This is a genomic window from Burkholderia sp. B21-005, assembly GCF_020843965.1.
GTDB classification, from domain to species: Bacteria; Pseudomonadota; Gammaproteobacteria; order Burkholderiales; family Burkholderiaceae; genus Burkholderia; species Burkholderia ambifaria.
Map to the genome: position 1 here is coordinate 2,096,965 of NZ_CP086302.1, position 22,282 is coordinate 2,119,246.

The 22,282-nt window shown below is 61.1% G+C and carries 15 protein-coding genes and 1 pseudogene; 4 read left to right on the plus strand and 12 right to left on the minus strand.

Annotation, left to right across the window (positions count from 1 at the left end; translation table 11 throughout):
* The first annotated feature begins 344 nt into the window (after nucleotides 1-344).
* Nucleotides 345-1,223, plus strand: coding sequence for a MurR/RpiR family transcriptional regulator (locus tag LMA02_RS25885; RefSeq protein WP_228908067.1), 879 nt, complete (start codon nucleotides 345-347; stop codon nucleotides 1,221-1,223).
* Between the two features lie 121 nt (nucleotides 1,224-1,344).
* Here LMA02_RS25885 and tssJ read toward each other — a convergent pair whose 3' ends face one another.
* The 12 genes and pseudogenes from tssJ to LMA02_RS25945 form a co-directional block, all read right to left on the minus strand.
* Complete coding sequence (gene tssJ, locus LMA02_RS25890; protein ID WP_228908068.1) at nucleotides 1,345-1,854, minus strand: type VI secretion system lipoprotein TssJ; 510 nt, start codon at nucleotides 1,852-1,854, stop codon at nucleotides 1,345-1,347.
* A gap of 17 nt (nucleotides 1,855-1,871) precedes the next feature.
* The gene (gene tssF / locus LMA02_RS25895; protein ID WP_228908069.1) at nucleotides 1,872-3,722 is read right to left on the minus strand and encodes a type VI secretion system baseplate subunit TssF; all 1,851 of its coding nucleotides are present in this window, start codon (nucleotides 3,720-3,722) and stop codon (nucleotides 1,872-1,874) included.
* Nucleotides 3,719-7,261 carry an ImcF-related family protein gene (locus tag LMA02_RS25900; RefSeq protein WP_228908070.1) on the minus strand — a complete coding sequence of 1,181 codons (3,543 nt, stop codon included), beginning with the start codon at nucleotides 7,259-7,261 and terminating at the stop codon, nucleotides 3,719-3,721. The genes tssF and LMA02_RS25900 overlap by 4 nt, the downstream gene beginning before the upstream one ends.
* Nucleotides 7,227-8,558: a hypothetical protein gene (locus LMA02_RS25905; protein ID WP_228908071.1), complete on the minus strand. Its 1,332-nt coding sequence runs from the start codon at nucleotides 8,556-8,558 to the stop codon at nucleotides 7,227-7,229. Before LMA02_RS25905 ends, LMA02_RS25900 begins: the two co-directional genes overlap by 35 nt.
* Nucleotides 8,558-8,818, minus strand: a complete 261-nt coding sequence (locus LMA02_RS25910) for a PAAR domain-containing protein (RefSeq protein ID WP_228908072.1) — start codon at nucleotides 8,816-8,818, stop codon at nucleotides 8,558-8,560. Before LMA02_RS25910 ends, LMA02_RS25905 begins: the two co-directional genes overlap by 1 nt.
* 149 nt (nucleotides 8,819-8,967) lie before the next feature.
* A complete protein-coding gene (locus LMA02_RS25915) occupies nucleotides 8,968-9,636 on the minus strand; it encodes a hypothetical protein (protein ID WP_228908073.1) in 669 nt (222 codons plus the stop codon).
* 422 nt (nucleotides 9,637-10,058) lie between these two features.
* Complete coding sequence (locus LMA02_RS25920) at nucleotides 10,059-10,523, minus strand: hypothetical protein (protein ID WP_228908074.1); 465 nt, start codon at nucleotides 10,521-10,523, stop codon at nucleotides 10,059-10,061.
* Nucleotides 10,524-10,526: 3 nt separating this feature from the next.
* Nucleotides 10,527-12,875, minus strand: coding sequence for a M23 family metallopeptidase (locus tag LMA02_RS25925; protein ID WP_228908075.1), 2,349 nt, complete (start codon nucleotides 12,873-12,875; stop codon nucleotides 10,527-10,529).
* Between the two features lie 5 nt (nucleotides 12,876-12,880).
* Entirely contained in the window at nucleotides 12,881-15,232 is a 2,352-nt protein-coding gene (locus LMA02_RS25930; protein ID WP_228908076.1) for a type VI secretion system Vgr family protein, read from the minus strand.
* 745 nt (nucleotides 15,233-15,977) lie between these two features.
* Nucleotides 15,978-17,324 (minus strand): AAA-associated domain-containing protein, encoded by a 1,347-nt coding sequence (locus LMA02_RS25935; RefSeq protein ID WP_012366354.1) that lies wholly within the window; start codon nucleotides 17,322-17,324, stop codon nucleotides 15,978-15,980.
* Nucleotides 17,325-17,335: 11 nt separating this feature from the next.
* Nucleotides 17,336-19,090: an ABC transporter permease gene (locus LMA02_RS25940; protein ID WP_228908077.1), complete on the minus strand. Its 1,755-nt coding sequence runs from the start codon at nucleotides 19,088-19,090 to the stop codon at nucleotides 17,336-17,338.
* A 75-nt stretch (nucleotides 19,091-19,165) separates the two neighbouring features.
* Nucleotides 19,166-19,423: pseudogene (locus LMA02_RS25945) on the minus strand (inorganic phosphate transporter); the annotation flags it as partial.
* Nucleotides 19,424-19,677: 254 nt separating this feature from the next.
* Here LMA02_RS25945 and LMA02_RS25950 point away from each other — a divergent pair.
* The 3 genes from LMA02_RS25950 (at nucleotide 19,678) to LMA02_RS25960 (ending at nucleotide 22,242) form a co-directional block, all read left to right on the plus strand.
* Complete coding sequence (locus LMA02_RS25950) at nucleotides 19,678-20,622, plus strand: metallophosphoesterase family protein (protein WP_228908078.1); 945 nt, start codon at nucleotides 19,678-19,680, stop codon at nucleotides 20,620-20,622.
* A 23-nt stretch (nucleotides 20,623-20,645) separates the two neighbouring features.
* Nucleotides 20,646-20,987, plus strand: coding sequence for a cupredoxin domain-containing protein (locus tag LMA02_RS25955; protein ID WP_166725466.1), 342 nt, complete (start codon nucleotides 20,646-20,648; stop codon nucleotides 20,985-20,987).
* Nucleotides 20,988-21,102: 115 nt separating this feature from the next.
* Complete coding sequence (locus LMA02_RS25960; RefSeq protein ID WP_228908079.1) at nucleotides 21,103-22,242, plus strand: patatin-like phospholipase family protein; 1,140 nt, start codon at nucleotides 21,103-21,105, stop codon at nucleotides 22,240-22,242.
* Nucleotides 22,243-22,282 lie beyond the last annotated feature (40 nt).

Genomic DNA, 22,282 nt, shown 5'->3' on the forward strand with positions numbered 1-22,282 from the left:
ACCGGGCCATGCCGGGATGCGCGACCGGCCGCGAGGGCTGACCAACGCTACTGATCCGGCATGTAATGAACAATACATTCCGGCGAGGCCGCGATCATATCACCGGGGTTTTTATTCAAAAAACTAGGGTTATCACTGAACTATTCCGTTATATCTGACGCGTTCGCAGTCGCTTCGGATGTTTGTTTTATTACACATGTGAATGATCAGAGCGGAGGCGATGCGGCCCTCTAATGTGGAGTCGCATACGGCCCGCGGGCCGTCGATGGGCTAACATGCATGGAGTCGCCGGCAGACACAGGTCTGCCGTTTGTCATTCAGATACGAGCAAGCCGGAGTGCCCGATGGGGACAAGCATCAGGGCGTTGCTGCTATCCCAGATGGATAGCTTCACGCCGTCGGAACAGAAGGTCGCGCATGCGCTGCTGGATCGCTATCCGAGCCTCGGTCTCGGGCCGATCGCGAGCTTCGCGAAGCAAGCCGAAGTCAGCGACCCGACCGTGTTTCGCTTCGTCGTGCGGATCGGCTTTCCGAACTACTCGTCGTTCCAGCAGGCGTTGCACGACGAGATCGACACCGCGATGAATTCGCCGCTCGCGCGGATGGACGCGTTCCACTCGGAATCGGGAATGCGCGACAGTAATTCGGCGATCTTCCAGCGGCTCTCGCAAGCGCTCGCCACGACGATCGAGGAACTCGACGCAGCGGCGTTCGACGAAGCGGTGACGCTGCTGGCCGATCCGGATCTCCGCGTGTTCTGCGGCGGCGGGCGTTACACCGCGCCGCTCGCGTCGCTGTTTTCCTTCACGCTCGCGTATGCGCGCCCGCATGTGCAGTACGTCGAGCCGAACGTGAATCTCGCGTCGGTCACGCTGACGGACATGGGGCCCGCCGACGTGCTGGTCATTTTCGATTTTCGCCGCTATCAGAAGGACAGCATCCGGTTCGCGCAGGCTGCGCACCGGCTCGGCGTGCGGGTGCTGCTGATTACCGACGAATGGCGCTCGCCGATCAGTGCGTTCGCCGAGATCGTGCTGCGGATCCAGGGACGCCCGTTCGCGATGCTGCAGACGAACGTGCCCGCGCTCGCGCTCGCCGAAGCGCTGGTGATCGGCGTGACGAACCGGCTTCCCGAACTGGCGCGGCAGCGGATGGAGAAAATCGAGCGGCTGAGTACGGGTGGGATCGAGCGGGATGCGAATCAATGGGATTTGCCGGAGTGACGGTCGATCGTCATTCGGGCATGAGCTTTCAGCTATCGAGGTCGTCGGGCTTGCGACTTGAATCGAAAAACAAAATCCGGACGTTCAATGTGCGGCTCATTCCATCCTCGCGGTACCCTGTTCATGGCATCAGTTCCATTCGGTTGCCCGTTACGACCAGCTTGATGGGATCCGTCTTCTTCCACTGCGACTTCGGAATCACCAGTTGCCACTCGGCACCCCCCTGATCACGAAAGAACCCCGCGACACCCACTGCTTGCACGTCGTCCGCCATTGGCGCGGACAGTTTCACCGTGGCGTCAGGCGCAAGCGTGGTCTCCAGACTGCCGAGCAGATCGGCACTCAGGAACGCTCTGTCATCATCGAGCAGTTGGCTGTAAGCTGCCTTCTCGAAGACCTTCGCATCCTTCAACTGGTAGACGCGCATCACAACCGGTAACGATTGCCCTAGCTCGTTCGGGTTGAGTGCGGAACGGCTTTCGATCACGAGATTCATCTGCTTGACCTTCGCGACGAAAATCGCGCGCGTCATGTCGGCGGTCGTCGTCTTCACCGATTGCCACATGCCACAGCCAGACAACAATGCTGCTGTCAGCGCGGCGACGCTCGCCAATCGAATGCTTCGCATCATCCGATTTATTCGCAGTGTCACAACCAGTCTCCCGTTTTGATCGTGCATGGATAGCGCCGGATCGGACCGGCCACGCCTTCATACAGAACGAGCCGTACCGCAAAACGGAAGCACGCGTAGCGGCCTATGAAGCGGCTGAGTACGTCGCCGAACAGGGCGACGTCACCCGGTCCGGCAAAACCCGCCGGCTCGATACCCACGTTCACATTCACAATGCGGTCGACACGCGCACCGCCCAGTTCCGTTTCCTCGTCGAGCCAAACGTAATGAATCGCCTCGACACGTCGCCGGTTTTCGTCCTGTCGCGTCCAGTCGTACAACGACAGTGCGCCGCGCAGCACATTCGCGTCCATCATGTTCAGTTCCGTTGTGCCGGCCCCATTGAAGTGAGAGATCACCCGCCAGCCATAGTCCCCACCGCGCGGAGGGTACAGCGGCATCGTCGGGGCCGTCAGATTGCACACGCGTTCGACACCGTTAAAAGTCGAAACAGGCGTGGCAATCATCGATTCCCGCAGCGCCATACGCGGCAAGCGCCCATTGTTTGCCAACACCCGAACCGTTACGTGCCCGTCCGGCAAGCTGCCGGGTTCATCCCACACCTGCCCGCCTAACGTCACGATCATCTCGCGCTGGCCCGTCACGCCCTGCCGAATCGATGCGTGGTAGTGCCGATCCGGCGACTCGTGTCGGATCATCCCGCCTCGGTGCCGGAATTCCTTGATCGACTGATAGGTGTATTGCCTGGCGGTGCGCGGATCGGTCGCCACGACCGACAGTACGTCGTAGGGTTCGACGTGCGCGCCGGCCGACGCCGGGGCGCGCACCGGATAGTCGCGGTCGTGTACGTTGGGTCGGATTGCCTGCGCGTCCAGTTCGAACAGATTGATCATCGGCGTGCAGAACAGCCGGATGTTGTCTGCGCCGAACGTGGCGTCACCGGGTATCCGGTCTCGGATCACGATATCGAATTCAAGACGCGTTTCGCCCGGTGGCACACTTGCCGCGTCGAAACCGCACAAGTCGACGAAGTGGAACTTCTCAGGAAACGCGAAATATTCGAGCATCGTCTGCTCGCGCTCGAGACCGGCGTCGCGCGCATCGAGATCGATCGGCCACAGTCGCGCCTGCGCGCCAAAGCCTGCCGCCTCGACAGTCATAGCCGGCCGCGGTTGTAGCTGGCCGTCGAGTATGCGCGGCATGCGCACGCCGATCGACTCGACCTGGCGCGTGAAAACCGCGTAGAGCGCCGATGCAGTCGGCCGGTCGCCATGCAGGTATAGCCGGATACGCGACAGGTCGTCCAGCAACCGCTGCTCGCGGTGCAGCAGGTCAAACGCCAGCCGGATCACCGTACGACCGTCCTCGCGCATGCACGCACCCGCCTCGCGCACGTGGAGCGGCAACAGACGTACCGCCTGAGTGGTCCGATAAACACATATCGTCCCGTCCGGTCCCACCGGTGTCGAATGGACCTGCAACCCGGACGGCAGGATGTCGAGAATCCGTGCCTCGCCGGTGCGGGGCACGCACTCGAGGATTGCCAGCGACGGAATCGTGCGACCTGCATGTGGCCACAGGTGATCGAGCAATGGATCGGTGATTTCCGGCAGCGCGTCGTCGAGCTTCATTCGCAGCCGGCTCGCGAGGAACGCGAAACCCTCGTAGGTCTGCTCGACACTGTCGTGGCGCACGCCGGGCAACGTCATTCCCACACGGCGCGCACCTTGCGGCTGGGCCTTCGCAAATTCCCTCCCCGCGTCGCGCAGGTAACGCATCTCCGCATCGAAGTAGCGCAGGTACGGGTCGTCTTCAGCACCGAAACCGAGCCCCTCAGGCCTCGTCGGTTCGTTTTTGTCTTCACTCATGGTTGGATATCCGGCGGCAGCGGCGGCAGGAGCGACATCGTCGACGCGACGCCCGCCTTGCCGACGACGAATATGCGATCAGGCATGCGGAACCCGCGTAGCTTCAACAGATCGATCGGCCCGGCACCCACCTGTGCACGCAACACGTACGACAGCGGTTCGTCGTTCCCGGCATTCCACGTGAGCCGATAGCGCGTGCTGTCAAGTTGCTTGATGTCCGCCTTGCTCAGCAGACGGAGGAACGCCCAATCTCCAGTTGAATCGAACGCCTGCCGCAGGCCCGCATCGAGCGTTTGCCATGTCAGCCCCGCGTGCCCGTTCAGGCCATTGCCGGGCCACGCCAGGGGCATCCAGCGCTCCTGCTGATTGAAATAGACGATTTGCGTGCCGTCGATCGACAGTTCAGAGCGCGTCACTTTCGGCGTCGGCAGTGCCATCATTTCGAACTTCTCCCGCGCGTCGCCCTGCACGTAGAGCTGCGCGCCAACCGTCGACAGCTGCCGGATGGCGCTCAGGAATTTCGGGTCGAACTGCAACGCCTGCGGTGCTAGCTCGTTTGGCGTCCAATGGTCGCCCTCGGGTTTCATCACGCCGGCCAGCTGGGTCGTGACGAAACGCGAAATCAAACCTGTATCGGGTCGCACATAGCGTCCAAGTTCCGCGAAGGACGCATCGGCCTGCGTATCGAAGAACGGATAGCGGCCGCTCATCGCCGCGTTGAACGGCGCGGCAACACTGGCTCGCCATGCCTCATTCAGGCTGGCTGCGACCGGTTGCAGAATCGTCTGCCATGCCGCCTCGAGCGGCTGCGCAAACACCGCATTGCCGAACCCCGCCCACGCCGTAACCAGGCTTGCCGCCGTGAGCGCCGCGTCATCGCGAGCTTGAGACAATTCCGACAGCTTGCCTTGAAACACTGCCTGCGCAAGCGAGCGCGCCATTGCCTGCGCGTCACGACTGCTCGCGATCTGTTGCAGCTTCAGCCGCATCATCGTGACCGCCGTCAGGTAACGCGACAGGCTTACTCCGCTCAGCGCGATGTCGGCCGGCGTGTTGTGCTTCCCGTTTGCAGCGGCAGGTGAAGCGCTTGTGTCGCCCATCAGCACCAGCAGTGGACCGAACGACTTGTCGAGCGGGTGGACAACGGCCGCCACCGCCTGCTCGTCCGTCCCGATCAAGTTTTGCGCCGTTCTCACCAGCGTGTCAGCCAGCGCCTGCGACGGCCGCCCCGCCTGCGCCTGATATTGCACCGATTTCATCAGCGCGATCAGCGGTGAAGTCTGTGCATCCGCCAGCCGAGAAAGCTGCTCGACCGCGCCATTGAGATTGGACGCCGGTTGCCACTGCATGCTGTTGAGCATGCGCTGCCATGCAGCCGCGTACTCGTCAAAATACCGTGCCTTCAGTCGCTGCTTCAGTTCCTCGGCTGCATGTTTCTCGTCTACGATCGCCTTCGTTTGGATAGTGCCCTGCGCGAGCGTGTTGCCGATTGTCTGCTGCGACTGCGTGCCCGTCAGCACCCAATCGCCGCTGAGTTGGCGCTCGCCGGAAGCCTTGTCGATCGCCGCGGCGATCATGCCGTCCCACGCCGCGCGCGTATAAATCCCCGGCACAGTCTGCGACGCGATGAACATCCCGCGCGCATCGGCGCCATTCAGGAGCGTTTCGAGCGACGCGTCTGCGTATTTGTTTTTGACGTCGTCGAGGATGCGTTGATACACGGTGTCGTCAGCCGACGCGAGCCCCATTTGCGTGATCAGCATGTTGCGAGTCGCTGTCACGACGCGGTCGTCCGTCGCAATTCGCCATTCGGGATGTGCTTTCAGGTGATCGGCGTAAAACCCTGCGAGCCGTCGACCGGTATCGTCACGCTCACCCAGCGGCATCTCCACGGGGCGCGACCACAGCGCGGCGAGCAAGCGCTTCAGAAACGCTGGATCGGCGCGCGACGGATCGCCGAGCATCAGGTAGGTCTTGAGCGCATTGTAGGTACTGCCCCGCGCGTCCTGCGATTGAAGGCTGTCGGCACGTGCCTGATCCGCGACCTGCAGCAGCTTGCCGATCGTTTGCACGACGGGCGTCTGCAAGTTGCGGGTCGCTGCGATTCGGTAAGATTGCCAGAGGCCGCCGAGGATATCGTCATTGCGCGACAGGCCGGCCCGCAGGTACCACGGTACGCCATGCTGCTGCCGGTATTCGAGCTTTTCCATCAACTGTTGAAGCGCCAGTTGCGCGCGCCAGGCGGCGGCCGTCTGCGGCCGCGCGTCGACCGCAGCGCTCGCCGCCACCTGCGCTGCGCGCATGAGTCGCTGGTTGCCGATGAACGACACGGTCATCCATGCGCACCACGCCATCGTCGCAACGATCAAGCACATCGCCAGCGTGTTGCGCCAGTAAAATCCCACGCGCCGTCCAATGCATTGCCGGCTGGCGATTGCGCGCCATGTGGGCAGCAGTGCGGCGGGTTGCGGCGTGAACTCGATCGGCACGTTCGGAACAGTCGCGCTCCCGTCCGCGTCGATCGGCGCCGGCGTCGGTATCGGCACGGCTGTCGCAAATACGGGTGCGAACATCACGCCCGCCAGCGGTGCGCGCAGCCAGCGCGAAGCAAGAAGCGCTTGCCACCCGGTGACGATGTGTTCGTACTGCTTTCCGATGTATTGCGAGATTTCGGCCGGATAGGTGATGCGCGTGGGCTCGGTACAAAGGCGAACGCCCGCCTCCGCCGTATCACGCTCGAGCGCGGCAAGCTGATCGGCCAACGCGAGCGCAGTCTGCCCGGTCTTGTACACCGGCCCCGGAAATGCGCCGATCGCCTCGAATGTTTCGAGTCGATCGCTCTGTGTGGGCACTGCGTGCAGGAGCGTGACCGGCGCGGCCCAGCCGAGGTCGGCGGCAATCGCGGCGAGTACGCGGGGCAGTTCAGTATCGTGCTCGTCCACGTGCGTGACATGCACAACGCTGTCGACCGGCCGCCCGTGCCGGAGCTCACGGATTTGTCGGCGCCACGCGCCCGCGTCGATACCGTCAGGTGCCGCATGCACGAGGATCGCGTTGTCCACGGACATCGCACCCGCACGCTTCAAGCTCGGTGCGACTTGGTCGATCAACGTGTCCGCACCGCACACCATCAGCCACGGTGACCGGTATCGCCAGCGCCAACCCTGCGACGCACGTAGTTCCTCGACCATGCGCTGCAGCCGGGCGTCGTGTTTCAACGGCTTCTGCGGGTTCATCGTTTCACCGATATCCCTGCGATACAACTGTCCTGCAATGGCGTATGCACCGATAAAAAACAAGCAGAGATGTATGGCGACGAAGACGATCAGGGCGATGACGATGGCGATCACGACTTGCATACGCGCCACACCGGGCGCGAGATCGAACAGGTCGCCGCGGCGCCATACGAGGCCAATCGCGAACGCCGCGGCGATCAGCGCCGCCACCACCACGCCCCAGAGCGCGAGGCGTCCGGAGGGCGCAGACTCCACCGCGGGCGCCGAGTCAAGCGGTCTCAAGGTCAGTTTCGGATCGGTCATGCTGAGCGTGTCCAGGCAACGAAGATTCCTTCCCGTGTGGACCGGGAAGCACGTGAATGACGGCGGACTGCACGCCATCGATGATCAATTGCGGCGCGTCCCCGGCACCACATTCGACAGCGGCTGCGACGGACAGCCAACCGCTCGCATTGCCGAAATCGCCGACGATGTAGGCGAGATCACATTGGGCGTCGCTGGTCGCAAGCGCCTCCAGGTTCGCGATGCGCAACCCCTGATTGCAACGCCTGACGGCACGCGTGACCCAGGCACGCGTCACCGCTTCGAAATCCGCCCTGCCCCAAATCACGGCATTCGCGAAACCGTGCTCGATCTCGTCGGCCTTGCCTTCGACGGGTCGATGCAGACTCGCCATTACTGGCACACCTTCCGGTAGACGGTAGAAGCCGGCATCGAGCAGCATCGCGACACATCCCTCCGTGCTGCCGGTCGGAGGCTGCTTTTCATGCCAGACCGTTGCGATCATGAGCAGCGGGCATGCCTCGCGGGCATCGAGCCACGCGTCCGCCACCAGCAGTCCGTGTGAAGCCGGTGTGGGCAGTACAGTAAGGGGCGGCAGACCAGCCAATTGCAGCGCGTCGTGCACCTCTTGCTCGCGCACGGCTTCTTCGCCGGGCTCCGCCAGTACGCGCACTTTCGGCCAGTGGGCGGCTTCATAGTGCGTGAGCGCGTGCAGGCTCCCGGCGAGCGGTTCAAGCGCTTCGGCAATTTTGCGTGCGAGCTCGGTAACGGGACGCTTTGGCGGCGCCTCTGCTACGGCACCGCTCTCTTCAGTCGGATCGGCCATGTCGGCTTCGTAGGCTTCGTCGGATACTTCCAACGGATCATCGAAGCGGCAATGCTCGATGACACCCGCGCCAGAACGTGGCTGCTGCTGTCGCGGCAAACGCACACCCGCATGAATCGTCTGTGCAAGCGTCTGATCGTTCAAGGGCAAGCAATAGCCGACACCAAGGATCCGAAGCGGCTGCTGTGCCACACGGATGCGCTCCGCCAGCCATCGGTCGCGATGGAGGTTGCGGTGGTATGCGCGGTACCACATGGCCTCGTAGCGAGCGCGCTCGATTGCGAAGAGAAAGCCGAAAAGCCCGTTCGGAATACCGACGACACAAAACCAGAACCATGGGCTGCCGGCCCGCTCACCCTTCGGCCACGTCAGCAGCACAATCGCCGCGCCGAACACCGCCCAGGCCAGCCAGATGCAGAACCACCACGGCCAGAAGCGTGGACGGCTCGGATAGGCGCTCGGGCATCCCGCTTGAGAGAGGTCGACGGGCATTATTCGAAGTGGACGTTCGGTAGTGACGAGATCAACCGACAGCCACATGCGCAGCGATGGCCATCCAGCGCGAATGGCTTGTTGTCGCGATCGGGAAACTTGTTGGCACCGTCGTCGATGACGGTCGGGCCATGCAGATTGCAAGTCGCCTCGTCGCCCTTCCGGGCAAGCAGCCTGCCCATGAATATCGTCCATGGTGAGCCACTGGTGACTTCGCCACCGTGTTCGAGTTTGTCGCCTTGGCGGATGGGAGATTTCATATATTGACTATTAACGGAAGCATGAATTATTTAGGCTTGCTGCATCTCATCCAATTCGCATTCCGCCCCCACACTTTTCGATGAACGATTTACAGATTACAGACAAATAGAGAACACATATTACTAGCCGTTGACTCTGATTTTCAAGTTTACTTTATACGCACACTTTGTACGATTTGCACGAGCCTGTTGATCAATGGGATCGCCTGCGCGTAGGACTCAGGCGTTGAATCCTGTGGAATTGAAAGTGGTGGATCACCGTTTGGATTGCTTGAAAGAATTACATAGCCAAATGACGTATGACGGATTACATATAATGCGACCCACCATTTTTTCGGCCCATCAGAAAAGGTATCCAGATACCGCCGCACACCGAATACCGTGATGCCATCCGGCCGCTCAATGGCTCCATCCAATGTGTTCGATATTGACTGCTCAAGACTAAATCCGAAGCTGCTTTTCGACTGATATGGGCGAAGCCGCCAACGCTTCCGATCGTCAAGGCGAAAACCGTAGTAGGTAAGCAAGGCCTTTTCCATACAAGCGTTATACTCAGCGTTGCCGCTACAAAAATGGACACTTGGAAGAGTAAAATCATCGTTTCGACGTATTGTGATTGCGATCCTGCTGTTAAGCCAATTTCCCCATGAGTCTGTTGCACCTAAAAACGGGGTTCGATTACCAGCAGACAGGAGCGCAACGCAATTACCTTTACTCCAGCGTGTTTCGGATGACCTACTAAACGAGTTATTATAAGACGACAACACGTCATCATCTTCGTTATCAAAAACGAATGCACTACAGTCGTTATAGGCCATATCATTATCCGATCCGGCGAACGATTCGCCAGCCGCTGTAATGCACATCCCGAACAAGAAGATCTCAACAACCAAGGCCATCACACGTGGGAGGCGACATTGAAACCACTTTCCCCCATTACATTCAGACGAAGATACCATGACCTTCGCTTCCGGCACCATGCTCATTATCACCCTCACAAAGGAAATCTGGCTTCGGGGTTGAAGATAGTAACCACAGTGCAAGCGGCGATTTTTCTTGGCTTCCGCACGCACTTTCCATCGTGAATTATTCACACAATCAATAACAAATCAAATATATCAAAAGACTCTGCAAGATCAGAAATGCAACAATCCCATCCACCAAAAAAGTACGCCTTGGGATTAATATTGCCACCCCAATTTTATATATAATTTACTCGAGCACTCAAATATGAAGCCAATCATCTTTCAATTTTCAATCTGGTAACACATTTCTTAGGAATATTCCGCTCCCAATAAGTACTAACCAGATAACGCCCTCTTTCGTCAATCTTAAGATTGACGAATCCATCCCCGCACGCCGGAAATCTCTCCACAAATTCATTTGATGATGGAGAAAATGTGAAAACCCTATTAATCTCATACACCCCCATCCCATCGTCCACATGAGATACTGAAAAGCCAAACCTACCACTAAAATCATAACTACCAATTTTTATATTCAATGACTTCCCCGTATCAATATTGACTCTCCCCTCCCTAACGCCTCTTTCTCCGGATAACCCCCAAAATAAATCCGAACCCCGAATCTTCACTTCAGCCACAACCCCTGGAGATGGGCCGAAAGTTTTTGAAATATCAGCAGCGCACGCAATAAACGATACAGCGAACGCGGCCACCGCCACCAACACTCTGACACCCCTCATAGATCACTCCGGCCGAAGCATATTCGCCAAAACCGCCTTTTTAGGATGAGGCGGAGTAACCAACACCACTCCATCGACTTCACCCCCATCTCCCACGGCACGCATTATAAATACCGAGTAAGCCAGCCTTTCGTAATACCCATTCCCACCACCGTTAACGAGTCGATTCACAAAATCTACGCTAGAAGCCGAAAAATCCGTATCAACAACTCTATTGATATTCAATTCTCGACGAAAATATTTCGATACCCAATAGAAGCCGCCGGAGTCACACGCATGGTCAGCACTCTCCGCTACGATATCCGGGTCGTAACGCGGCGACCAAAGCATCAAGTGTCCACCGTCGCTCGGGTTCGCCGTGTAGTGCTGTGAGGTCGCCGTGATTCGGTGATGCGAGCCAGGCAATCGCTCAACGTAAGAGCTGGTAGTGTTATCAGGGATAACTCGATACTTTCCATACGCCTCAAAGTTACCCGCCCAGGTAAGTTGCATAATCCCGCGACCATAAAATGGGCCATAGTATTTCGTCGCCGGGTTTGCCGTCGAATATTTGCCAAAGCCCCATTCATGCATAACGCGCCTTATACCACCAAGATCGCGCCACTGGGCCGTCTCCAACAACACTTGCGCCAAAAACAAGGCAACCCTCTTCGAGTCACTCCCTATATACTTCCTAAGGCAATTGTTTAGCGCCGTCACATGGCTTTGGACACGTTGACGCGCAATTTCCAGCGTCACCCTATAAATATCGTTATCGATTTCAATCGCCCTCCGAGGACTACCTCGTTCCGTATAGAACGGAAAGCGAGGGAACGTAGCAGCTATTTCGTCTTTGGTTAGCCATCCGCACTTCCTGAAGTGCCGAATAAATTCCAGCGGATGAAAAAACCACAGCTTCTCCCCTGCCGGAAGCCCCGTTTTGTCCCAAAACTGAACCTCCTTCAGATACTTGAGGAAATCCTTATAACCCTTCTCATTACCGTGGTAGAAGCCGCCCTCATCGAGCAGTCGCGCATAGCGTCCCTCGTTGTTTGTACTATCCCACTCACTCGGCGCGTGACAGACAAGGCCGCGCAACTGCCGCCGTATCTGGGCATTACCTTTTACATACGCCGACAGTACTCGCGTCTTGTGAGCTTCCGCCGTCTCCCCTGCCACCGCTGGTACGTCGTGCGGAGCAGCATCGTTCAGGATTTTCCTCAGCGCCTCAACATCGCACAGTTCGTCGCTGCTGAACGGCGTATTTCCCTCACTGACTTTCTGCCAGCCCATACAAGACAGGAAGTCCGCATCAGAGAACTTGTGGATGCCGGAGTCATTGATATCGATGTAACCAACCTTGTCTGCCGCCCAATTGACCTTCATCCACGTGGCGCGCGCATTGGCCGCCAGCGTCTGGGACGGCGACAGGATGCGACCAAAGCGCAGCAGCTCGTAGCCGTCGCTTGGGCATGACGAATAAAGCGCCGTCGCACGCTTGTACAGATCGTATTCGTAGTCCTTTTCCTCGACGGGTTGCGGCGTGAGCAGCGTGCGAGTGCCGTCTTGCGTCAGGCTCCAGACGTTGGTGTATTTCGAGCCGACGCTGAAGTAGCTCTCAACGAGCAACGGCAGCGTGTTCGAGCCCTCTTGACCTGGCTTGAATTCGATTCCGTGCAACTTGTTGCGGGCATCGGCCTTCTCAGGCAGACGACGAAACGTGCTGCCTGCCGGAATGACGAAATACGCATGCCCCCACCAGTCCGTTCCAGCAGGCGGGGTGGGCGTGCCCTTATCCAATTGCGTACACCCGAAATAAGCGTCGAAATCCGCCGGCAACATGAAGATTTCGAAGTGCAAATGCGGCATGCCCTCATATTCGCCACGCCACCCCAACACGTCCTTGCGCCGGACCTTCTTGCCCTCCCCCGAGACCGCCGGCGTCACCTGCCCCTTGTTCACCGAACCAGTAGGCAGGCGCAGGAACTCAGGCATTTCCTTGGCATTCGCCCGGTGCTGCTGGTATTCGGCTAGCGGCAGCAGATGCATGTACAGCGAATAGAAGGTCAGCGAGCGGCCTTCTCCGGTCTCGGTCGTATGCTTGAGCAACACAAAACCCGTGTGGCTCACGCCGCCGTCAACTCCATGCTGACAGACGCGATAGGCAACGACCTCGCCGTCGGCAATCGCGTGCACCTTGCCCTTCGTATCGGGCTGAAGATGCACACCGCAATGCCAGCGCCGATCAAAGGCAATCGGATAGACGCCGTGATCACATTCGAACCTGTCGACCGCATCCATCATCGGATCGGGGTTCGTCCCGGTCGGGGCTGCGAGACCGGCTTCGGGCAGAAACGGGGGGCTGATAATCATGGTCGTTACTGTGTGTGGCTGTACTTGGCACTGGGCTGGTATTCGCTCACCGGCAGTTGCGGCAAGCTGATGGACGTATTGCCCGGCCCTTCGAACTTGAACGAGGCCGCCCTGATACGGAATTCACCCGGACAGTCGAAGACGACATTGCCGTTCTCGATGGTCATTGACGCGCCGCCGCTGGTCACCATCGCCCTTGTCTTGGCATTCACGAGCACATTCGCGTTGGCGCTCGACACGTGCAATTGCTCGTCGGAAAAGAGAGCCATTGCAGCGCCTTGTGCCTGCAACTCGATTCTCCCTTTCGAGAAAATCTTGATGCCGAGCTTGTGCGCGCACAGCGAGATCAGTTCACCCGCCACCATGCGCAGGCGCCTGACGACGCTCACGTCCATATCCCGGCCCGCGGTGACGATCACGTTCTCGCCAGCCGAGTGCTGCGCCGATTTCGGTGTCACGAACGCCATGCCGCCGGGGGCACTGGCAAGCAACCCCGCGTCGCGAAGCTGATTCAGGCCGTCGAGCAGCGCCGCCTGCGTCGCGCGATCCGCAGGCGCGGCCTTCATCTGCGATGTCGTGGCCGCAAGTTCCGTTACGCGCTCCAATGCTGCCTTGAGCTGCGCGACAGCGGCAGGCATATCGAGGTGCGGAATCTCGGACCCGCCACCTGCATCCGCCGAGACGAACAACCCCTTCGGTGCACGTACCGAACCCCAGTGCTGCGTGGTCAGTTCGAAACCCTCGCCGCGCTTGTTCTTCGCGCGGTCGACCAGATTGCCCATGTTGAGCGACGACTGCCCGAAGACCGTCGCCAGCCGGATGCCTTCGTGGTCTTTCAGATCTTCGAAGCGCAGCTTGTTGCCGAGCAACGGAGAGCGGAACACGGCGCGGCTATACCAGCCCTCCTTGCCGTGCACGAGGTCCCGACGCGCATGGTCATGCAGCGCCCCCGCGATCAGCAAGCGATCGCAATTTCCTTGCGTCGCGACGACGCGTACTTCCGACCGCGGCAGCAGCGGGATGTGCAGGCCGCCCTGATACGAGGCGGACGTACGCAGCAGGCGCAACGGCATGCTGTTCGTTCCGCGCTTGCCGCTGTGCCGGCTGAACAGGAGCCTGACGCGATAACGGCCGTATTCATCCATCCACGCGTAGGGCTCGTCATCGCCTGACTCGACCACACCGATCAGCATGCCGGCGACCCACCGCCAATGCTTTTCAGGAACATATTCCGGCCGGTAAGTCTGATGCGCGGGGATCGCTTCGAAGGTGTTGATGACTGACCGGCTGCGGTCGCCGGTCGTGACGAGCTTCGTGATCACCATCCCGTGTGGCGCCTCCGGCACCACGTCATTGACAATCCGTACCACCATCCCGGGCGTCATGCCAATGACGTTGCTCGTACCCGTGAGCCGCATTTGCCGTGTGAGCAGTTCATCGCACCGTGCGTCAGCCAGCGCCTGCCCTTCTTCGACCGAATGAAAATGCTCGATGCTGCGATTCACGCTCCCATACACCGAGCGGTCATCGTCGGCCACGACCGCTTCGACCTGCAGTGGGTCGTCGGGTACGCGATAGTCGTGATCCCATTCACGCACCTTCTGCGGTACCAGCGCGCGCGTGGCTTCCAGCGTCAGAATCGCCTCGTGCCAGTTCACCAGACCGGAATGCGGCAGCAATGGCACCTCGAGCGCTCGCATATAGCCGCGCGGCGTGTTGCCGAACACCAATGTGTCGCGTTGCGGGCCGTCCTCTTTCCTGGCCTGCTTGAAGTAGTAATAGACGCCCGCGCGTCGGCAATGCCGATCGATAAAGTTCGCGACCGTTTCTTCGTACATCACGGTTTGTTCGAACTTCCCGTCGAGCCCTTCCAGCTCAAACTCGACATCGAAGGACTGGAACAGGTTTCGATCGACGATCGCGTCAGTCAGCAGCTCACGCAGCGACCTGTCCAGAAATACGGCCGAATCGTGCACCTCGTCGAGCAGCGAGAGACGCGGCTTCAGGTGTAGTCGATAGGTCGCTTCGTCGCGAGACGTTTTGACTCGAGTCCATTGCGTTACGACGCCATGCACGGTACGCGCCGCATGCCGAACCGGATCGATCATGCCGGCCATCGACGGCACGGTTGCGTGTTCCTCGATCGTGAAAATCGCCGGCCGACCGACAATCGCCGCACCATCGATCCGTTTGTCCACTGAGGTCACTGTGATGTCCGCGAGGAACGGCGTATTCATTTGCTCGGTCAGGACGAACGACAAAACGGAGATCGGTGCATCCAGCGTCGCGATCTCCAGATGCAGAGGTTGGGTAACGACCGAACCGGGGTGTTTCAGCACATCCTGAATGGTTAGCATGGCTGCTGTTGAACGAGAGGTTATATACCGGCACGTTCGTCCATTCATGCATTCGGGGACGCAGTGCCACTACGCTCTCGCCAGTGAAACATATGATCACGAGAATGAACACACAGCCCCACGCCTGATAAGCCGTTTATTTTTAAGATATACCCGACTCCACAGGTGGCGAATTTGATTAAAGCTATTTTTATTTTTCTCCCCTGGACTACCTCAACACCGCTCCTCTCAAGACTCCGATAAAGCCGAATCCCGGAGGGGGTGACGGGCCCGCAAGCCCTTGCCCCATAGGTGCACGCCAGCCACGCTCCTGTGCCCTTTCCCATCGTGGAAAATCACACCCGGAAATTAGCGTTCGTGAGCACTCGAAAAACACTCAACAAAGCATCATCGAAACTCACGCACTTCCGTACAGTATTGATCCAATAGAGCAGGAAATAACTTAACCGAACAATGTATAAAATTGTCACGCGATAGTGGCGATTCAATTTCGCTGTTCTTGAGATGACTAACCGGGGCCGTTAGACCGGCAGTACGCTCGGACAGCAGCATGGCATGGTGTTGCGCCGATGCCGGGATGACGTGCGGGTTCGTTGCCGATCTGATCGGATAGCGCTTCAGTGGGCTAGCCGGCACCGTGACGGCCGGACGCGTCGGCAGCGCTGCCGGCAGTGCGGCAGGCTCCGACGTAGGTGCGACATCTATGGCAGATAAATGTCGACCCGTACGTGTCTACCTTCAGACTTTACGACTCCACATCCTCAAGACTGAACACCTCCGTCTTGTCGTTATACGAAAAGACTTCTCCGTAACGGCCCCAGTCGATCACCGCGTCGAGCGTTTCCTCGGCCGCGCCGTCCGACAGAAAATCCTCCAGCTCCTGCTCGAAGCGCACGCGCGGCGCACGATGGCCCGGGCGCTCGTTCAGCACCTTCTTGATCCGCGCGGCGAGCGGCACGTGCTTGAGCAGGTGATCCGCGAACATCAGCTTGCGCTCCTGCGTGCCGAATTCCGCGAACACGCGCCCCGGCGGCGTCAGGAACACGTCCCCTTCCCGCACGTCCGCGAAACCGAGGTACTGCAGCACTTCGGCGATCGGGAACAGGTCGTCCACTTCCAGATGCAGCGTGCGCGCGATTTCCGGCATGTCCGCGCGGCCGTGGTACGGCGCCATCGCGAGCGTCTCGATCAGGCCGGCCATCAGGTTGGTCGACACCTGCGGCAGCCAGCTGCCAAGCTCCAGGCCCTTCTTCGTCGCCTCGCCGGTCTGGCGCGCGGTCATCTTCGCGTAGATATCGTCGACCAGCTTGCGGAAGGCCGGGTCGAGCCGGTTGCGCGGATGCTTGAACGGCACCTTGATCTCGGCGATCACGCGGCCCGGGTTCGACGACAGCACGAGGATCCGGTCGCACATGAACACCGCTTCCTCGATGTTGTGCGTGACGATCAACACCGACTTGATCGGCATCCGGCCTTGCGTCCACAGGTCCAGCAGATCGGTACGCAGCGTTTCGGCCGTCAGTACGTCGAGCGCGGAAAACGGCTCGTCCATCAGCAGGATCGTCGGATCGACGACGAGCGCGCGCGCGAAGCCCACGCGCTGGCGCATGCCGCCCGACAGCTCGCGCGGATACGCGTTCTCGAAGCCGTCGAGACCGATCAGGTCGATCGCGGCGAGCGCGCGTTCGCGCCGCTCGCGCGCGCCGACGCCAAGCGCTTCCAGCCCGGCTTCCACGTTCTGCAGCACGGTCAGCCACGGGAACAGCGCGAAGGTCTGGAACACCATCGCGACGCCTTCGGCCGGGCCGCGCAGCGGCTTGCCGAGATAGGTCACTTCACCGCCGGTCGGCTCGATCAGCCCGGCGATGATCCGCAGCAGCGTCGACTTGCCCGACCCGGAACGGCCGAGCAATCCGACGATCTCGCCTTCGCGCAGCGACAGGTTCGCATCGTCGAGCACCAGCAATTCGCCCTGCGTCTTGTTGAAGCCGCGGCAGACGTGATCGACACGCAGGATTTCCTCGCCGAGCCGCGGCGGCTGCAGCGGCTGGGACGTCTTGACGGGGGCGTTGATAACGGTCGAATTTTGCATCGCGCTTACTCTCAATCGAGACGGAGCCGGGATTCCGCATAGGCGTACATCGGACGCCACAGCAGACGGTTGAACAGGGTAACGAACAGGGACATCACGGCGATGCCCAGGATGATCTTCGGGAAGTCGCCAGCGGCGGTGGTCTGCGCGATGTACGAGCCGAGGCCGTGCGCGACGACCTTCGTGTCGCCCCACTGCACGAACTCGGATACGATGCTCGCGTTCCACGCGCCGCCCGACGCGGTGATCGCGCCGGTCACGTAGTACGGGAAGATGCCGGGCAGGATCGCCTGGCGCCACCACTGCCAGCCGCGGATGCGGAAATTCTTCGTCGCTTCCTTGTAGTCGTTCGGATAGGACATCGCGCCGGCGATCACGTTGAACAGGATGTACCACTGCGTGCCGAGCACGATCAGCGGCGACAGCCAGATGTCCGCGTTCAGGTGAAAGTGGACGATCACGATCACGAACACCGGGAACAGCAGGTTGGCCGGGAACGCGGCGAGGAACTGCGCGAGCGGCTGGATCTTCTCGGCGAGCGCGGGGCGCAGCCCGATCAGCACGCCGAGCGGCACCCAGACCACCGATGCGATGGCGATCAGCACCAGCACGCGCAGCAGCGTGATGAGCCCGAGCACCAGTACGTGGCCGACTTCGCCCATCGTCACGCCGGTCGCGACGAAGCTGACGACGCGCCATGCGACGTACACGGTGATCAGGATCACGAACGTGCCCCACACGATATCGCCGATGCGCGACGAACCGCGCACCGACGCAGCGCGCGAGCGAGCGCCCGCGAGCGACGGTGCGCGCAACGGAATCCGCGCGGCCTGCGACAGCAGCCAGCCGGCGGGCACCAACAACTGATGGATCAGGTGCGTACGACGCATCATGTCGAGCAGCCAGGATTGCGGCGCATCGCCCGACGCGGTGTTCTCCATCCGGAACTTGTCGGCCCACGCAACGAGCGGACGGAACAGGAACTGGTCATACGCGAGGATCACGACCGACATCGCGACGATCACCCAGCCCACCGCGCCGAGGTTCTTGTCCGAGATCGCCTGCGCGAGATATCCGCCGACTCCCGGCAGCGTGATCGTCTGGTTGCCGACGGTGATCGCCTCCGACGCGACGACGAAGAACCAGCCGCCCGACATCGACATCATCATGTTCCAGATCAGCCCCGGCATCGAGAACGGCACTTCGAGCTTCCAGAAGCGCTGCCACGGCGTCAGGTGAAAGCCGCGCGACACTTCGCTCAGGTCGCGCGGCACCGTGCGCAGCGACTGGTAGAAGCTGAACGTCATGTTCCACGCCTGGCTCGTGAAGATCGCGAAGATCGCGGCCAACTCGGCGCCGAGCACGCGGCCCGGGAATAGCGCGAGGAAGAACGTGACCGTAAACGAGATGTAGCCGAGCACCGGCACCGACTGCAGGATGTCGAGGATCGGGATCAACACCATGCCGACACGGCGGCTTTTCGCGGCGAGCGTGCCGTACACGAGCGTGAACACGAGTGACGCGACCATCGCGGCGAGCATCCGCAGCGTCGTGCGCAACGCGTATTCGGGCAGGTTCGACGGATCGAGCGAGATCTTCTGGGTCTGAAGGGTCGCGATCGGCGCCAGCGTCTGATGGAAGCCGACGATCGCCATCGCGAGTATGCCGATGATCAACGGAAATGCGACCGCGTCCCAGCGATTGGGGAGCACGCGCCACGCGGATGCGTTGGCGGTGCGATTCGGGTCGAAGAAACGGATATCCATCGGTAGCGTCTTGGTCGAATTGAAAATCGATGGGACCGGCCGCGTGCCGCGCGGCCGGGTGCGGCATCAGCCGGCGTATATGACGGTCGCGACCGCATTCGCGGTGTCGTGAAAGCCGTTCACGAATTCGAAGCCGAGCGCGATCAGCAACGCGACGATCAGCAGCGGGAACGGGAAAGCCGAGCTTTCCTTGACGGGACCGAGGTCGGCGCCAAGATGAATGCCGACATAGACAACCCCGCAGGCAATAATCAGCAAAAACGGCGCGAGGCCGATGATGCGCGTGCGCTGACTGGCCGCACTGCTGGTTTCCGTTGCCGCGAGATTCGGCATGAGGGGCTCCGGAGAAGGTGATTCGGTGTCGCAGGCTATCGGGCGCGGATGACGCAAATGTGACGTGTCACTTACAGGACATTGACACGTCATGCGCCGGCGCTCCGTCATCGCGCCGCAAGCCGCGAGCAGCGGTGCCCAACCTCGTAACAGGTGGGAATAAATCCGTCGCAACGCCGGTATGGCATGCGAATGCGCCGGCTATTCCAGGACGATCCGGCCGTCCGGTTACGTCATACGATTGCGAGGCTCACATGTCTTCATCGCTCCCTACCCGCCCGTCGCGCCGCAAGGCCCTGCAATGCATGGCGTTCGGCGGCCTCGGCACGCTGTTTACGCTGTCGGGCGGCATCCTGACGCCGTTCGATCTCGCGCTCGCGCAAAGCGGCGCCGCCGTCCCCGCGAATGCGGGCCGGCCGCTGTTCGTACAGATCAGCGACACGCACATCGGCTTCAACAAGGACGCGAATCCCGACGTCGCGGCCACGCTGCGGCAAACCATCGACCTGGTCAACGGGATGTCCGCCGCGCCCGCGCTCGCGATCCATACCGGCGACATCACGCACTTGTCCAAACCGGAGGAATTCGACCACGCGTCGCAGCTGCTGTCCGCGCTGCGCGTGCCGGAACTGCACACGGTGCCCGGCGAACACGACGTGACCGACGGTTCGGGCGCCGAATACTTCAGCCGGTTCGGCAAGGCGTCGAACAACCGCGGCTACTACAGCTTCGATCACGCCGGCGTGCACTTCGTCGCGCTCGTCAACGTGATGCACTTCAAGCCGAACGGGCTCGGCAGCTTCGGCGACGAACAGCTCGCATGGCTCGCGCAGGACCTGAAGGGGCAGTCGTCGAGCACGCCGATCGTCGTGTTCTCGCACATGCCGATGTGGACGATCTACGAGCCCTGGGGCTGGGGCACCGGCGACGCGCCGCAGACGATGGCACTGCTGCGCCGCTTCGGCTCGGTCACCGTGCTGAACGGACACATCCACCAGATCGTGTCGAAGGTCGAGGGCAACGTGACGTTCCATACCGCGCGCTCCACCGCGTTCCCGCAGCCGACTGCCGGCAACGGCCCGGGCCCCGTGCCGCTCACGGTGCCGCGCGACCGGCTGCCCGCGATGCTCGGCGTGACGACCGTCGATTTCACCGGCCATCCCACGGCAGCGACACTGCGCGACACGACGCTCGCCTGATCCGGATACGCAAGGAGACCGACATGACCTTCTTCAAGCCCTCGATGCTGCCGGCCGCGCTGATCCTGTGCGCGGCCGCCGCCGGCACGCCGCTCGCCGCGTTCGCGCAAACCCCGGCCGGCCCGCTCGTGACGATCCACAATTTCATGTTTTCGCCGATGTCGACCACGATCAAGGCCGGCACGACGATCACGTGGAAGAACCTCGACGCGGAACCGCACACCGTCGTCAACGACGCGGGCATCTTCCGTTCGAAAGCACTCGACCAGGACGAGACCTACTCGTTCCGCTTCGACAAGCCGGGTGTCTACAAGGTGTTCTGCGGGATTCATCCGTACATGAAGGAGACCATCACCGTGGAATGACACGGCCCCCCGCGAAACGCGCAACGATCCGGCATGACGGACGGTGCGCGTCGATCGCCTACACTGGTTCCATTCGGCCGGAACCCGCCGGCCGTCACCGACTGCGAGGAAAGCGATGACGGCAAGTCAACCCGCACATCCGAAACTGCCGGGCCAGGTCGTGCTCGTGCTTCAGGGCGGCGGCGCGCTGGGCGCATACCAGCTCGGCGTATTCGAGGCGCTGGACGCGGCGGGCATCCAGCCCGACTGGGTCATCGGCACGTCGATCGGCGCGATCAACGCGGCGCTGATCGCCGGCAACCCGCCCGGACACCGCGCGCAGCGGATGGCCGAATTCTGGCGCCACGTGACCGAACGGGCCGCCCTGAATGTGCCGGGCTTCCCGACCAGCTGGGACAAGATCGGCGCCGAGCTCGCGGTCATCGGCGCCGGCATCCCGGGATTCTTCCGGCCGAATCCCGCCGCATGGCTCGGGCCGCTCGCGCGCGTCGGCGTCGAGCACGCGTCCTACTACGTGGTCGAGCCGCTGCGCGACACGCTTGCGTCGCTGATCGATCTCGACCTGCTGAACGCGTGCCGGCCACGGCTGACCGTCGGCGCGGTCAACGCGTGCACCGGCACGATGCGCTATTTCGATTCACGCGACCGGCCGCTTGACCTCGACCACGTGATGAGCTCGGGCGCGCTGCCGCCCGCGTTCCCGGCCGTGCGGATCGACGGCGCGCCCTACTGGGACGGCGGCATCTATTCGAATACGCCGGTGGAGGTCGTGCTGGACGACGCGCCGCGCCGCAGCTCGATCATCTTCTCGGTGCAGATGTGGAATCCGGTCGGGCCCGAGCCGCAAAGCATCTGGCAGGTGTCGGAGCGACAGAAGGACATCCAGTATGCGAGCCGCACGGACAGCAACATCGCGCGGCAACAGCAGATTCACGGGCTGCGCCACGTGATCAAGGAACTGGTCATGCGGCTGCCGGAGGCCGAACGCAAGTCGCCCGACGTGCAGGCGCTCGCCGCGTGGGGCTGCCAGACCACGATGCACGTGATCAAGCTCGCGGCGCCGCGCCTCGACGGCGACGATCAGTGGAAGGACATCGATTTCACGCCGGACGGCATCGCGGCACGCCGCCAGGCCGGGTTCGACGCGACGATGCAGGCGATCGCCGCGCGCCCGTGGGATCTGCCGCTGGACCCGACGGAAGGGCTCAGCGTCTGGAGTCCGGAAGAGAACAGGATCGGCGAGCGGCATAACTGAGGCCGCTGGCGCCCGTCTGCGTGCGCATCGTCCTGCCCTG

What these genes read in the sequence shown, in the direction of transcription:
- LMA02_RS25885 (WP_228908067.1), top strand. Translation starts at nt 345, where the DNA reads ATGGGGACAAGCATCAGGGCGTTGCTGCTATCCCAGATGGATAGCTTC.
- tssJ (WP_228908068.1), bottom strand. Translation starts at nt 1,854, where the DNA reads ATGATGCGAAGCATTCGATTGGCGAGCGTCGCCGCGCTGACAGCAGCA.
- tssF (WP_228908069.1), bottom strand. Translation starts at nt 3,722, where the DNA reads ATGAGTGAAGACAAAAACGAACCGACGAGGCCTGAGGGGCTCGGTTTC.
- LMA02_RS25900 (WP_228908070.1), bottom strand. Translation starts at nt 7,261, where the DNA reads ATGACCGATCCGAAACTGACCTTGAGACCGCTTGACTCGGCGCCCGCG.
- LMA02_RS25905 (WP_228908071.1), bottom strand. Translation starts at nt 8,558, where the DNA reads ATGCCCGTCGACCTCTCTCAAGCGGGATGCCCGAGCGCCTATCCGAGC.
- LMA02_RS25910 (WP_228908072.1), bottom strand. Translation starts at nt 8,818, where the DNA reads ATGAAATCTCCCATCCGCCAAGGCGACAAACTCGAACACGGTGGCGAA.
- LMA02_RS25915 (WP_228908073.1), bottom strand. Translation starts at nt 9,636, where the DNA reads ATGGCCTATAACGACTGTAGTGCATTCGTTTTTGATAACGAAGATGAT.
- LMA02_RS25920 (WP_228908074.1), bottom strand. Translation starts at nt 10,523, where the DNA reads ATGAGGGGTGTCAGAGTGTTGGTGGCGGTGGCCGCGTTCGCTGTATCG.
- LMA02_RS25925 (WP_228908075.1), bottom strand. Translation starts at nt 12,875, where the DNA reads ATGATTATCAGCCCCCCGTTTCTGCCCGAAGCCGGTCTCGCAGCCCCG.
- LMA02_RS25930 (WP_228908076.1), bottom strand. Translation starts at nt 15,232, where the DNA reads ATGCTAACCATTCAGGATGTGCTGAAACACCCCGGTTCGGTCGTTACC.
- LMA02_RS25935 (WP_012366354.1), bottom strand. Translation starts at nt 17,324, where the DNA reads ATGCAAAATTCGACCGTTATCAACGCCCCCGTCAAGACGTCCCAGCCG.
- LMA02_RS25940 (WP_228908077.1), bottom strand. Translation starts at nt 19,090, where the DNA reads ATGGATATCCGTTTCTTCGACCCGAATCGCACCGCCAACGCATCCGCG.
- LMA02_RS25950 (WP_228908078.1), top strand. Translation starts at nt 19,678, where the DNA reads ATGTCTTCATCGCTCCCTACCCGCCCGTCGCGCCGCAAGGCCCTGCAA.
- LMA02_RS25955 (WP_166725466.1), top strand. Translation starts at nt 20,646, where the DNA reads ATGACCTTCTTCAAGCCCTCGATGCTGCCGGCCGCGCTGATCCTGTGC.
- LMA02_RS25960 (WP_228908079.1), top strand. Translation starts at nt 21,103, where the DNA reads ATGACGGCAAGTCAACCCGCACATCCGAAACTGCCGGGCCAGGTCGTG.